The sequence below is a fragment of the Lactiplantibacillus sp. 3062 genome, assembly GCF_055413545.1.
This window is the reverse complement of the sequence record NZ_JBVAYE010000001.1, coordinates 149,916-163,467: the sequence shown is the minus strand read 5'-3', so window position 1 is coordinate 163,467 and position 13,552 is coordinate 149,916. Positions and strand designations below refer to the sequence as shown.

At 43.8% G+C, this 13,552-nt stretch carries 12 protein-coding genes; 9 read left to right on the top strand and 3 right to left on the bottom strand.

Features of this window, described 5'->3' with window-relative positions:
* Nucleotides 1-40: 40 nt before the first annotated feature.
* Complete coding sequence (locus ACWQAU_RS00725) at nucleotides 41-1,207, bottom strand: hypothetical protein (protein ID WP_027821523.1); 1,167 nt, start codon at nucleotides 1,205-1,207, stop codon at nucleotides 41-43.
* 594 nt (nucleotides 1,208-1,801) lie between these two features.
* On the opposite strand from ACWQAU_RS00725, the gene ACWQAU_RS00720 reads away from it, so the two are divergent.
* From ACWQAU_RS00720 to ACWQAU_RS00700, 5 genes are all read left to right on the top strand, one after another.
* Nucleotides 1,802-2,617 (top strand): ABC transporter permease, encoded by an 816-nt coding sequence (locus ACWQAU_RS00720; RefSeq protein ID WP_003641920.1) that lies wholly within the window; start codon nucleotides 1,802-1,804, stop codon nucleotides 2,615-2,617.
* 12 nt (nucleotides 2,618-2,629) lie between these two features.
* Nucleotides 2,630-3,721 carry an ABC transporter ATP-binding protein gene (locus tag ACWQAU_RS00715; RefSeq protein ID WP_003641921.1) on the top strand — a complete coding sequence of 364 codons (1,092 nt, stop codon included), beginning with the start codon at nucleotides 2,630-2,632 and terminating at the stop codon, nucleotides 3,719-3,721.
* Nucleotides 3,722-4,099: 378 nt separating this feature from the next.
* Complete coding sequence (locus tag ACWQAU_RS00710; protein ID WP_003643757.1) at nucleotides 4,100-4,372, top strand: hypothetical protein; 273 nt, start codon at nucleotides 4,100-4,102, stop codon at nucleotides 4,370-4,372.
* Nucleotides 4,373-4,598: 226 nt separating this feature from the next.
* Nucleotides 4,599-5,141 carry a PadR family transcriptional regulator gene (locus ACWQAU_RS00705; RefSeq protein ID WP_027821522.1) on the top strand — a complete coding sequence of 181 codons (543 nt, stop codon included), beginning with the start codon at nucleotides 4,599-4,601 and terminating at the stop codon, nucleotides 5,139-5,141.
* Nucleotides 5,138-6,583 carry an MFS transporter gene (locus ACWQAU_RS00700; RefSeq protein WP_011100971.1) on the top strand — a complete coding sequence of 482 codons (1,446 nt, stop codon included), beginning with the start codon at nucleotides 5,138-5,140 and terminating at the stop codon, nucleotides 6,581-6,583. The genes ACWQAU_RS00705 and ACWQAU_RS00700 overlap by 4 nt, the downstream gene beginning before the upstream one ends.
* A 329-nt stretch (nucleotides 6,584-6,912) precedes the next feature.
* On the opposite strand, the gene ACWQAU_RS00695 is transcribed toward ACWQAU_RS00700, so the two are convergent.
* Nucleotides 6,913-8,229, bottom strand: a complete 1,317-nt coding sequence (locus ACWQAU_RS00695) for an ammonium transporter (RefSeq protein ID WP_003643760.1) — start codon at nucleotides 8,227-8,229, stop codon at nucleotides 6,913-6,915.
* A 495-nt stretch (nucleotides 8,230-8,724) separates the two neighbouring features.
* Here ACWQAU_RS00695 and ACWQAU_RS00690 point away from each other — a divergent pair, with 495 nt between their 5' ends.
* A complete protein-coding gene (locus tag ACWQAU_RS00690; RefSeq protein ID WP_021356535.1) occupies nucleotides 8,725-9,684 on the top strand; it encodes an L-lactate dehydrogenase in 960 nt (319 codons plus the stop codon).
* 102 nt (nucleotides 9,685-9,786) lie between these two features.
* On the top strand, nucleotides 9,787-10,056 hold the full coding sequence (locus tag ACWQAU_RS00685; protein ID WP_003641927.1) for a hypothetical protein: 270 nt from the start codon (nucleotides 9,787-9,789) through the stop codon (nucleotides 10,054-10,056).
* A 230-nt stretch (nucleotides 10,057-10,286) separates the two neighbouring features.
* On the opposite strand, the gene ACWQAU_RS00680 is transcribed toward ACWQAU_RS00685, so the two are convergent.
* The gene (locus ACWQAU_RS00680; RefSeq protein WP_027821521.1) at nucleotides 10,287-10,850 is read right to left on the bottom strand and encodes a M57 family metalloprotease; all 564 of its coding nucleotides are present in this window, start codon (nucleotides 10,848-10,850) and stop codon (nucleotides 10,287-10,289) included.
* A gap of 193 nt (nucleotides 10,851-11,043) precedes the next feature.
* Here ACWQAU_RS00680 and rpiA point away from each other — a divergent pair, with 193 nt between their 5' ends.
* Together rpiA and ACWQAU_RS00670 are read left to right on the top strand one after the other, a co-directional pair.
* The gene (rpiA, locus tag ACWQAU_RS00675) at nucleotides 11,044-11,712 is read left to right on the top strand and encodes a ribose 5-phosphate isomerase A (protein WP_016511451.1); all 669 of its coding nucleotides are present in this window, start codon (nucleotides 11,044-11,046) and stop codon (nucleotides 11,710-11,712) included.
* Nucleotides 11,713-11,869: 157 nt separating this feature from the next.
* Nucleotides 11,870-13,375 (top strand): multicopper oxidase family protein, encoded by a 1,506-nt coding sequence (locus ACWQAU_RS00670; protein WP_027821520.1) that lies wholly within the window; start codon nucleotides 11,870-11,872, stop codon nucleotides 13,373-13,375.
* Nucleotides 13,376-13,552 lie beyond the last annotated feature (177 nt).

The following is a 13,552-nucleotide window of genomic DNA, read 5'->3' as shown; positions in this document are numbered from 1 at the left end:
CATGCCAGTTGCGTTATTTTGATTCGAGGTATTGAAATTATTATAAATTACCGGTGCTCTTTAACCGCTTCTCTAACAGGTACGCGTCCATGTACCCAAAGGATAATTCAACGACCTGGTCGAGTTCGATCATCGTGCCAACATGATTAATTTGATTATCATCATCCACGTTATAGAAGATGAAGTGCCCGTTCGTTAACGTTCCCGGATAGCCGGTCATTGCTGGCAACATGGGGTTTTCTGTTGTGATGTGAACGAGGTTATTGAAAGTTGCGGCTTGTCGCAAAATTGAATCAAAAAGATCAGTTGTGGCGTCAAATAACCGTTCGTTGTTTAAGACGGGTTGAACATTTAACTCATACTGGCGATTTAATTCAATAAAGCCACGCATCGTTTGTAAATAGTCGGACTGGGTTGTCACCGATTCAATTAGTGAACGGCGACAAAGGGTGTAGCCCCCAAATTGGCCCGTCATATCGATCAGATTGAGCAGGACACTATCAGCGTTCAATGCGTTAATAAAGCCAACAAAGAACATGTCAGACCCATCCGCTGACCGAATTGCAATCAGTTGGTGCTCATTTAAGGCGTTGTTTAGAGTATGATCAACGTCGTCAAACTCGCTGACTTTGACGGTTGCTCGATGCGTATGGATGGTCTTGACAAAGGCGCTTTCCAATAAGAGCTCATTGCCGCAAAACTCTAAGATCTGAATAGCAGCCAATGGAATTTCCTGTTGCCCGTTGTTTTTAAAGTTAAATTTGTCAAAAGTTTTAAAGGTAATCGTTTGGTCAGTGACTTGTTGGACCTGACCTTCTAAATAATTTTCGTTGTCTTCGAGGACTAGTAGCACAACTTGATGATCGGTTTGGGCTTGGGTGACTAACTGTGTTAGGACTGGCCGTTGATCGTCTAAAGCTACGGTTGGTTGTGGCACACTGTTCAAACCTTCAGTAGTTGCATTTTCAAGGCGAAAGGCCATGTTATCAAGGTCTTCACTCATCATTTCAACTTCATCAATGACGTCGTAGCGCATGAAGACGGCGCCGTCCTGGAGCCCAGCATCATCGTAAGTATTCACGACAACGCCATCAGGTGCCAGACGGTCGATGTAGCCGGTGTAAACCACTTCGCTATTGGCTTGATATAGGTTGATGAGGTGAACCTGTTGTGCGGCTAATTGTAAACTCTCAATAATTGAACTCATCGTGTCTAACCCCCTTAGTTAATGTTCCCTCATCATAGCACTTTTTGAGGTGAAGACGCCATTATAAGTCATTATTCAGCTGGTTTGGTAAGTGTGTTATGACTAGGTAAGTAAACGGATGCTCACGTGCTATTCAGGTCGCTCATCTCATTAGAAGGGCCTTGTTCTGCAAATTTAAAACCGTTTTCGCTTGCACCCGGACGCGGTCACCGGCATTGAGTGCGGCTGTTTGGTATGTGTGCAACACAACACGGTGCTGGTCATCGCTACGTAAAAAATAGTGTTCCGATGATGCATTCACGGCTAGTGATCTTAAAGTGCAATTCGATATTCAAATGATGATTGCCAAAATAAACGCATACGGGTTTTTTAAAACACAACGTATGTAAGGGCTTTCTTTGCTTGTGAAATAGGAGTATCGGTCAATAAGTATCCATTGATAATAGGTAAATATTTAATAAAAAATGTTATTTTCGGTGCTATTAACGAGGTTTATCGTTATAATGTAGTCTGCGGTTTATCTTGACCGTAAATCTGTCATGACCTTTCAAGAGGCGCTTGATCGTGTTGCGACATACATTTAAGGAGTGCACTATGTTTACGATGTTTAAGACGATTGGCGATCAGTTCGCCAATTTCAAGATTATTCGGCGAATGGCGAAGTATGATGATCGGGCCACATACCAAAGCCATTACCTTGGGTTAGCGTGGGAATTTCTAAACCCACTGATTCAAATCGGAATTTATTACTTAGTATTCGGGGTCGCGTTAAAACGTGGCGATCCGATGCCAGGAATCCCGTATTTACCATGGATGGTTGTCGGGATTGCACCATGGTTATACATGAACAAAACGACGCTGGACGCGTCTTCTAGCATTTATCGTCAGGTTGGGTTAGTTTCAAAGATGAAATTCCCAGTCAACGTATTACCGTCAATTAAAATTTATGGTAACTTATATAGTTTCTGGACGATGATTGCTTTTGGAATCTTCCTGATGTTCGTTAATGGCATTTGGCCCTCAGTTTCTTGGATTCAATTTATCTACTACTTTGGTTGTATGATCGTATTAATGTATTCACTTGGGATTTTTAATGCCACGGTCAGTGTTCTGATTCGTGACTGGCATATCACGCTTCAATCCGTATTGCGGATGCTGTTCTATATGAGTGGGGTGCTATTTAACTTTACAACGTCTAACTTCCCCGCAGTTTTTGTGCGCCTACTAGAACTAAATCCGTTCTACTACGTGCTCAACGGAATGCGGGAATCGCTGCTTAATCGTGGTTGGATCTGGCAACAGCCTAATATCACGTTGACGATTGTCTTTTGGCTCTTCAATCTCGTTGTGATTCTGACTGGAACGTATCTCTATAACAAGTTCCGTTCGAACTTTGTGGATTTGATTTAGGAGGCGGAACTGATGGAAAATCAATATAAGGTTGAATTGCATAATGTCACTAAAGAATATGATTTATATCGTAGTAACAACGATAAGTTAAAACACTTTTTTAACATTGGTAATGTTGATGTCCCGCGGTTTTGGTCGCTAAAAGGGGTCAGCTTAAACGTTAAACCAGGTGAAGCGTTGGGGATTATCGGAATCAACGGTTCTGGTAAGTCAACGATTTCGAATATCATTTCGGGAATCATTCCTCAAACGACTGGGACAGTGGATGTGCACGGTGATACGTCCATTATTTCAATCGGAGCCGGCTTAAAGTGGAATTTGACCGGTGATGAAAACATTCGGTTGAAAGGACTCATGCAAGGGTTGAGTATTAAAGAGATCCAAGCGGTTCGTGATGATATTGTTGATTTCGCGGATATTGGTGATTTTATTGGTCAACCAGTTAAGGACTATTCGACCGGGATGCGGTCACGATTGGGATTTGCGATTGCGGTGCATATCAATCCCGACATCATGATTATTGATGAAGCACTCTCGGTTGGTGATGACACCTTCTATCAAAAATGTGTGGATAAGATTATGGAATTCAAGAAGCAAGGAAAGACCATTATCTTTGTCAGCCATAATTTACGGCAAGTGGAATTACTTTGTGACCGGGTCGCTTGGATGCACTTTGGGGATCTTTTAGAAGTCGGCGAGACCAAGGAAACTGTTGATCATTACCGGAAATTCTCTAAGGATTTCAAAGCGCAAACGGCGGCTTATCGTAAGAAGTATCAGGTCGGTAAGAAGAAGGAACAAGCGGACTTTGACATTGTCGCTTATGAACGACAATTAGTCGAAGAAAAGGCTAAGGATAGCGATAAGAGTAAGCAGGCAGTTAGCCGTCAAGTTCATCGGACGCTATACAAGCAAATCTTGCCAGAAAAGATGACGATTGCCACCAAGCTCGTCATGTTAGTGGCAATTGTCCTGTTCGTCTTCTTTGCGTTAGTGAATGTTTCAGGTCACTCAGTTACTTCGGCGATTGAGAATCCGACAGTACTGTTACATCCAGTCAATCATTATATTAAAAGTCAGTCAGTCTTATTCAATAGTAAGTGACGGCGGCTGGTTAGTGGTTGCATTAAATTAACATTAATATCGATGGGTGATTGCGATGGCAATCACCCATTTTTTGTGTGCATTCAAGACGGCTTTGGTTGGAATAAAGTACAATACAACGTCGCACATTATTCGGACTGGGGGCCGCTGATGCTTTTATTCGAGGGGACGAGCTTGGGCTGACCGTACTACCGATTTGAAAGGAAAATGTCTAAACTTCAATGCACAATTTATGAGTTGGTTTCGGGTTAAATTAAGCTTGATTTTTTGTAATGCTTCAGCAATCTAGTTATATTCGTTATAAGCATTAGATTATTTTCCGCCTGGAATACCATTTGGTGGGTTATCTTAATACTAGAGCATAAAGGGGGTCATATCATGGATACGCCACTATTCTTAAATGTTGTCGCCTATGTGCTATTAATATTGGTATTACAATATATCAAATTCAAATTTCCAGACAGTACCTTTATCCGTTTCTTTCAAAAATACGGGTGGTGGTTAATTGGTCTATGTTTTGTCGCAATATTGGTGATTTTGGCCGGACCGCAATTTCAGAACCCCTTTAATGCGTTAGATGTACCGGCTATTGGGGTCATGTTAGTATTCGGGTACTTCTTTATTAAGGATAAAAAATCGAAACATAAGTGATGATTAAATGAGATAGCACCTCGAACGATGATGTCGTCCTGAGAGGTGCTATTTTTTTGCCCAAAAATCGATTTGAGAAGTACTGGTGTTTAGCCGTTTTAATCTAGCATTAAACGTGAACTGGGTTATTCGATAACGGAGGGGCATAATTAAAAAATCAGTTTGGCTCCTTGAAATATATCTAAAAGATATATATACTTAACAACGCGAAAGATTGGTGAATTTAATGTATGAATTGTTTATTTTAGGACAGTTGATGGATCATCCGATGACGGGCTACCAGTTGCGTAAAGCGCTGGTAAACGTAGTCGGTTCAGAATTAACCATTAGTTTTGGCGCGTTGTACCCGTTGCTAGATAAGTTAGCCGCGGCTGAAGAATTAACACTGGCGTTTAAGCGGACCACTAATAAACGGCCACAAAAGTTAGCCACGATAACAGCGGCTGGTCGCACGAAATTTTGGCAGTTAGTTATGACGCCAGTCGCGCTCAACAAGCAAACGCAGTTAACGTTTCAAATAAAGCTGAATTTTTTACATTTATTAAGTCGTGATCAGCAGCAAGTAATCTTGTTGGATTTTCAGCAATTTGCACGGGGACAGGTCGCACGCTTAACGGCGCAGCACAAACGGGTGATGACGAATACCCACATGCTTGCCGCTGATATTCAAGATGCGTTGATGGTCAATGAGTTACAACGGGTACGAGCCCAAGCACAATTAGACTGGCTTGACCGCCAGTTGCGCAATGGAGGGGAAGTTAAGGGATGAAAACAATGTCGTTTGCGACTGATCCACAAATTCAAAAGCATCGCTGGTGGATATTGGTTGCGGTATGTTTATTTACGTTCATGTCAACGTTAGATGGGAGTATTGTGAACATTGCCTTGCCAGTAATGAGTAAGGATTTAGCGATTCCAATGAATCAGGCAGAATGGGTCGTCTCAATTTATTTGATTGTGATTTGTGCGTTATTGTTATTATTTGGTAAATTAGGTGATATTTACGGTAAGATTCGGGTGTTTAAAATCGGGTCCTTACTATTCATTATTGGCTCGTTATTGTCAGGATTCAGTGTGGGGTTGCCATTTCTACTCATTGCACGCAGTATTCAAGCAGTCGGAGCGGCAATGACGATGAGTACGAACAACGGGATTATTACCGAAGTTTTCCCGTTTAAGGAACGGGGCCGGGCGCTAGGTATGATTGGCTCATTCGTTGCATTGGGGAGTATTGCTGGCCCCGGTATCGGTGGTTTGATCCTAGCTCATTTGAGCTGGGGCTATATTTTCTGGATCAACGTTCCGGTGGGAATCTTGGCGATGATTTTAGGCGCAATGATTTTGCCAAAAGACGTCACGACGACGCAACAACCATTGGATAAGACCGGGGCGGGGTTATTTGCCGTACTCATGGTTGCACTATTTGCAGGTGTGTTTATCGGGCAACAGATTGGGTTCTTGCAGCCGGTTATCTTAGCCTTGTTTGCAGTGGCAATTGTGACGCTGATTATTTTTGTTCGCGTCGAGTTACGTCATGAAAATCCGCTGCTAGCGCTACAATTATTTAAGAATGCCCGTTTTAGCATTAGTATCTTATGTGCGTTATTAATTTTTATTGCGAACTTTTTCTTTAACGTGATTGCCCCGTTTTATTTGGAAAATGCTCGGGGGCTAGCGGCAAACTATGCGGGCTACGCCTTGATGGTATTCCCAATCGTACAAGTGGTGGTCGCCCCGATTGCTGGGACGATTTCTGACAAGATCGGACCAGAATTGTTAACGTTCGTGGGATTGGTCCTGATTTCAATCAGTCAAGTGGGTTACATGGTTGTGGGGCTAGCAACACCACTTTGGTTCTTCTTATTATTCGTCGGATTAGTTGGATTTGGCAATGGTATCTTCATGGCACCCAATAATTCGATCGTGATGAGTTCAGTGGCGGTCAAAGACTTGGGCGTTGCTGGCGGGATTAACGCGTTGGCACGTGAATTAGGCATGATTGTTGGAATTTCGGTTGCCACGACCGTACTATATTCGGCAATGAGTCAATCAGCGGGGTATAAGGTTACGTCATACCTGCCAGCTCACCCGGAGATCTTTATTGATGGTATGCACATTGCGTTCGTGGTCTCGTTAGGGATTTGTTTAGTTGCGACGGTCATTACTGGCGGGCGGTTACTAAAACATCGACGCACGGCACCTGCCAAGTAAACATTAGCAAATCAAAAAACGTGTTGCGAGAAATCTGAGATGATTTCTTGCGACACGTTTTTATATTCTTGCATCCTTGATGTTGCTGAAAGGGGGTCTGGTTAAATCAGGCTTGTTTTAAAGATCCAGGGCATAAGCTCACTGAAAAAAACTCGGATTAGCGCCGTTATGACGCCAAACTCGTCGTTTAATTCCCTAGTTAGGCTAATCCTCAGTCTTCTCCCGTCTGATTTATGCCCGCTTGTGATACTGAGCATTGATAGAAATGTGCCATGCGACTGCTTTCTCGAACGCACTGAAACCTGTGCATATTACGCCCATGATTCCGATTATCGGAATCGTTGTTGCTTATCTAGCAGTTGCGCTAACTGACCACGAAATTCATCGCTATGGTGTTGAATGTTCGTCAAGTCGTGACTCATTTGAACGGTGTAGTCAGCGACTTCGCCGTGTTCGCCTTGATCGAGTCCGAGTTCTTCCTCTTGTTCGTCAACGCGCATTCTGATGACTCGTTTCAATAGTACGATAATGACGATGCAAACGATGGTAGTAAAGCCAATGGTAAAGATCGTTGCTAATAGCTGTAATCCGAATAATTTAAAGCCGCCACCATAGAAAAGACCGTTTAGAGAAATTGTGTTATTAACGGCTTTGCTAGCGAATAGCCCAGTCATGATACTGCCGACCATGCCGGAAACACCGTGGCATCCAAAGGCATCGAGTGCATCATCGATACCTAAGCGTGGTTTGATGAACGTAATGAAGCCGTAACTAGTTAATGTGGCGATAAGGCCAATCCAAAAGGCACCAGAAATGGTGACGTAGCCACAAGCAGGTGTAATCGCAACGAGACCACAAAGGGTACCGGTGCAGACACCGACTAGGGTTGGTTTGCCCTTGGTTAGCATATCAACGACCATCCACGTCATCATGGAAGTGGCGGTGGCAACGGTCGTGGTTAAGAAGGCTTGGATGGCGATGTCGTTCATGGCAAGCGCCGAACCGGCATTGAAACCGTACCAGCCGATCCATAAAATAGCGGTCCCCAGCAATACCCATAAGATGTTATAGTGCTGGGTCATATCCTTGCCATACTTGTGGCGGGCACCTAAGAATGCTGATAAGACTAAAGCGGTGATACCGGCATTGATGTGGACGACGGTACCACCAGCGAAATCGATGACGCCAAGTTTAGCTAATAAACCGTTATCCCAAACCATATGAACCATTGGATAGTAGATGAGGAGTGACCAGAAGATGATGAAGGTTAATAAGAATTTAAAACGGATACGGCCGACCACTGCGCCAACAAATAGTGCTGGCGTGATAATGGCAAACATCATTTGAAAGATGAGATATAAACCGTTGGGGATCTTTGTCGCGGTAAGCGCGGTCAAGTCCACACCATGCAACCAAGTGGCTTTGAGATTACCGACAAAGCCACCTAAATCACCGGAAAAAGATAGTGAATAACCGAATGCGAGCCATAACAAGATTGCTAAGCCACAAATCATGAAGACGGATAACATGGTGTTAACGACATTCCGTTTGGAAACTAAGCCACCGTAGAAAAATGCTAATCCGGGCGTCATGAATAATACCAATATACTAGATAACACTAAAAACGTTGAATTTGCAGCGTTCATACTCCCAACCCCTATCCATACCATTTGATGTTAGAAATTATAACATTGATTATTGAGTGACGCACTCTTTTTTTGTGTTTAGGTTAAATATTAAACTTACAAACGGGCTTTGGTGTCATTATGGAACTGTTGATGTCAGGTTTTGTGACGCAAAACTATTGAAAACATGAGTGGACTCCTTGTAAATTCTTAGCAAAATCCGGTCAAGGTTGCTTGTTGGCAGAAATGTAGGAAGTGACTTCCAAGAGTGGTCGCGATTAGTTCGGTAATGAAAATAATTAGGCAATGGGGGGCAAGTGATTAATTATCTTAAACTAATTAGGGGAATTGGTAACTATAGTGCGTGCTATTGCTTAATAAAATGATGATATGAAAGGTGAGGCGCTTTCAGCAATTGACCATTACTAACTAGAGCAGTAAGGTTATCACCACATAAATTAAAAGACGATGAGATTATTACATAACGTCTTAATAATTAAAACGGGGGTTCAGCTTATGCGAAAATATGCGATTATTGGGGTCGGCCACGTTGGGGCGACCATTGCTTATACATTAGTTTGTAAAGGAATTGCGGATGAATTAGTCTTGATTGATACTAATGCGGCTAAAGCTCGCGCAGAGCAATTAGATTTACAAGACGCTCAAGCCCGTTTAGATAGTCGAACGATTATTAAAATCAATGACTATCATGAATTAGACGACACGGATATTTTATTTGTTACTAGTGGCAACATTCACGCGTTAGACCATGCTTCCGGTAACCGATGGGCTGAATTTGAATATACGAAGCAAATCGTTCAAGATATCGCTCCGAAAGTTAAAGCAACCAAATTTAATGGCGTGGTCATCGATACAATGAATCCGTGCGACGCAATTACTCACTATTTCCAACGCGCAACGGGATTATCACGCCAACAGGTCTTTGGGACTGGGACTTTCTTGGATACGGCGCGCATGCAAAAGGTTGTCGCAGAAGCCTTCGACTGTGATCCAAAAAACATTAGCGGGTATGTTTACGGTGAACACGGCGAATCACAATTCAGCGCGTGGTCAACGGTTCAGGTTAACGGTATTCCAATTACATCCTTAGTTGATAAGTATGATTTGGACTTAGATGCACTTGAGGCAGCTGCACGCCATGGTGGCTGGGCGGTTCATTCTGGTAAGGGGTATACCAGTTTTGCCATTGCTACTTGCGCGGTTAAATTAAGTGAAGCGGTCTTTGCAAATGCTCGCTTAGCATGCCCGGTCTCTGCGTATAGTGAGACCTTTGGGACGTATGTTGGTCAGCCAGCAATCATTGGCAAAGATGGGGTCGAGAGTGTGACGACGCTTGCTCTGACTGCTGATGAACAAGCTAAGTTCCGTAATTCAGCGGACACGATTATCGAGAAATTCCACGCCTTTGATGACGTCTTAAGCGATCAATCAGTAAAAAAACGTCAACAAGCCTAAAAAGTGACGGTTGTTAATTGTCTTGTTTGGCAAACTTCTACCAAAATGTTAAAATTTTACTAAGCAGAACGTTGACTGCATTAACTATATGGTGGGATGAATATGCGCCGACAATTAACAAACCGGCAACGGTGGTTCGTGATTGTAATCGCGACGATTCTGGGAGTAGGCTGTGCCTTGCTTGGTCAATGGGGCCAGTTCTTCGGAGTCATCGCAGCAACGTTTGCGCTAATGTTGTTAACCAGTGGCTGTTTGACTTTTTGTCATCGCCGCGGGTGGCAACCTGGAAGCGGCATGTTGCTAGCATTAGTCACGGCTACAGGGTATGTACTAGTTATTTTAGGAAGCTATGGTTATTTACTGCACAGCTAAGCGCAGCACTTTGATACGGTCGATTCCTCGTATCAAAGTGCTTTTTGTCTGCAATCATTTTTAGCGTGCTAATTAAGTTATGTTTCAACAATGATTACGGCCATCGGTGCTCATAAAAAAAGGTCGCGACTCATCATCGCGGCCTTCCTGGGTGCGGTATTGATTGTAAACATCAAAGTGGGGTCACCGCACCCAAGGTATTAATGGCAGACCTAGTTGGATAGCTTTACCTAAAGCCTGCCAACAGGTAAGCGGTAACGCAGATGCACCGCCGCGCTATCGGCTGCACTAATACCGTTATAGCGATTATCAGCTAACATGACACTGTGGCGATCACGGCTGTGTTCCAAACCAATAGTATGTCCTAACTCGTGTTCAGCCACGTGGACTTGATCCGTATAAGAATAGTGGTAGCGTACAAAATTACGTGTTAACAAGTACACTTGCGCTTTTGTGTAATAACCATTGGTATAACCGGTCGAAAAAGTAATACCGGCTAAGCGATAATACTGCCCACTGGTGGCATTACTGGTCCCCAAAGTAATTTGATGATGAGCAGTGGTTCCCGGCACGAATTTAAAGTAACCAGTCGCATTCCAGGCTTGGATGGCCGCTTGATAGACGTGCCGCTCGTATGATGATGCTTGAATGACGTAGGTCACTTGAGCGTGTGGCCAACGACTCCGTGAATATGGTGTCGCAATCGATTTTGCGTTGGCAATTGGTGTCAGCCCAAGACCAAAAATCACGGTTATTGTGGTTAAACCTAACTTAGCACTGTACTTATTCTTCATTGTTGTAACCCTCTTTCCCCCAAAAACGAAGGTCGCCATCAATAATTGTATTTTAAAACGTTGCTGAGATAGGGGCCTCATCCTAGACCCGAATTTGACCAAAAATCGTGTGATTTGGTTGCGATTAAAGTTAGTTAAATAGGTTATCGCGTGCTATGATGAGAATATCTTGTGATGATGGAAGGAAATTGATATGACGATTAAACAGGCAATTGTTCAACAAGCTTTGACGTTAATAAAACCGCAAATGGTTGTTGGTTTTGGTGGTGGCTCGACGGTTGGTGAACTGGTCAAGGAGGCAGCCAATCATGTGAATGATATTACGGTCGTCACCCCATCACCGACGACCCGCCAGCTTGCGACCGTTCTCGGGTATACCGTTGTAGATACTGCATATTGTGACCGGGTTGATATTGCTTTTGACGGCTGCGATCAGTTAGATCATTACGGTAACGCGCTCAAAAGTGGCGGTGGAATCCATGCTAATGAGAAGATTATTGCCAGTTTGGCGGATGAATATTGGCTGTTAACGATGCAGGACCGGTTAGTCGATCAATTTGATATCAAGACGCCACTAGTCTTAGAAGTACTACCAGCGGCCTTATCGTTAGTCATGCGGACGGTGAGTGATCTTGGCGGTCAGGCAACCATTCGAACTGCTAATAATCGGGATGGCTTCACGTTAACCGATAGCGGCAATTTATTGATCGATTGTCATTTTCCAACGTATGCCAAACTTACGGACCTGAATGTTGAATTGGCAACTTTGGCTGGCGTTGTTGAAACGAGCTATTTTGATCATTTGGTGACGAATGCTTGGTTGGGCGATGCAACCACGAATACAGTCAACGCGCTATTTTAAGTGTTATCAGGGACGACAGCATGACCTTAATGATTAGCAATTGAGCACTGAAATTCGTTTGACACTTTTTTAAAATAATTCTAAACTGAAGGTGACGTATAAAAGCGCCACCATTTTTTGAATCTAAGTTATTTTAAATATCTAAGGGGATGTCAACATGGCAAAAAAAGTCTATACTGATTATTTTTTTGATGAACCTGCTTACAACACACATGACGGTGGCTATATTCCACTAGTTACACCGAAAGTCGAGTCACAACCGTTAGCGATTCCGCCGTTATTGAAGCCGGATCGCCAGACGGATACGGATGATTACTATACCGTCACGGCACAAGAAAGCGAAACTCAGTTTTTACCTGGTAAGAAGACTAAAACGTGGGGCTATAATGCGGGCTTCCTAGGCCAAACTATCGTCTTTCGTAATGGTAAGCAGACCCATATTGACTTGGAAAATAAACTCCCAGAATTGACGACTTTCCATTGGCACGGCTTGAATGTCCCAGGGCCCATTACCGATGGTGGCTGCCACGCACCGGTCTATCCCGGTGAAACGAATCACATTGACTTTAAAGTACATCAACCAGCTGCGACTACGTGGTTACATGCTCATCCGTGCCCATCGACTGCGACGCAGGTCTGGAAAGGCCTAGCAACGATGGTGATTATTAAGGATGACGTTGAAGATCAGTTACCGTTACCACGTAATTATGGTGTGGATGATATTCCGTTGGTATTACAAGACCGTGAATTTCACGATGATAACCAATTTGATTACCGGGCGGATTACGATCCAGATGGTGTTCAAGGGCATACGGCGTTAGTTAACGGGACGGTCAACCCATATTTTGATGTGACGACGCAGCGGGTGCGGCTACGAATCTTGGATGGGTCGAACCGGCGCGAATGGCGTCTGCACTTCAATGACGATTTGGAATTTGCACAGGTCGCTTCCGATGGTGGCATTTTGCCGGCACCGGTTTATATGACTAAAGTGATGATGACCTGTGCGGAACGGGACGAAATTGTCGTTGATTTCGGTCAGTATCAGCCGGGCGATGAAGTCACGCTGATGACGGATGATACGCCGCTATGTCGCTTCCGAATCAAGTCGTTCGTACCGGATGACACCAAACTACCAGAACATTTAGTTGATATTCCTGATGAAACCCCAACACCTGACTTACCTGTTCGCACAATCACGATGGATGGGATGGATGATGAAGTCGCGCTGGATGGTAAGAAATTCGATATGAGTCGCATCGACGCTCGGCAGAAAGTTGGAGATGTCGCCATTTGGGAAATCCGCAACACCAACAGTACTGAAAACGGCATGGTTCATCCATTCCACGTTCATGGGACTCAGTTTAGAGTTTTGGCACGGAATGATGGTCCAGTTTATCCTAATGAACATGGGCTGAAGGATACGGTCGGTGTCAACCCTGGTGAAACGGTGCGGATCAAGGTCAAATTTGAGCTGACAGGAGTTTACATGTATCACTGCCATATCATCGAACATGAAGATGGTGGTATGATGGCCCAAATTGAATCATATGATCCCCAACACCCACAAACTTATCATTTAATGGATATGGACACCTTACGGAATGCTTTTGCGAAGGAACAAGGCATCAAGCCCGAAGATGTTTGGATGCCCGGTATGTAAGTGTAGATTAAGCTAATTTGGTAATGAGATGTGAATAAAGTCCGGTTGCAACCAGCAAGTTATCTGCTTGGTCGTAGCCGGGCTTTATCATTTAAAAGCACCTCGGGGTCAAAACGGTGGCGGTTTTGACCCCGGATTTACCATGTTTTAATCATGATTTGTGACGAATTAGCTCGT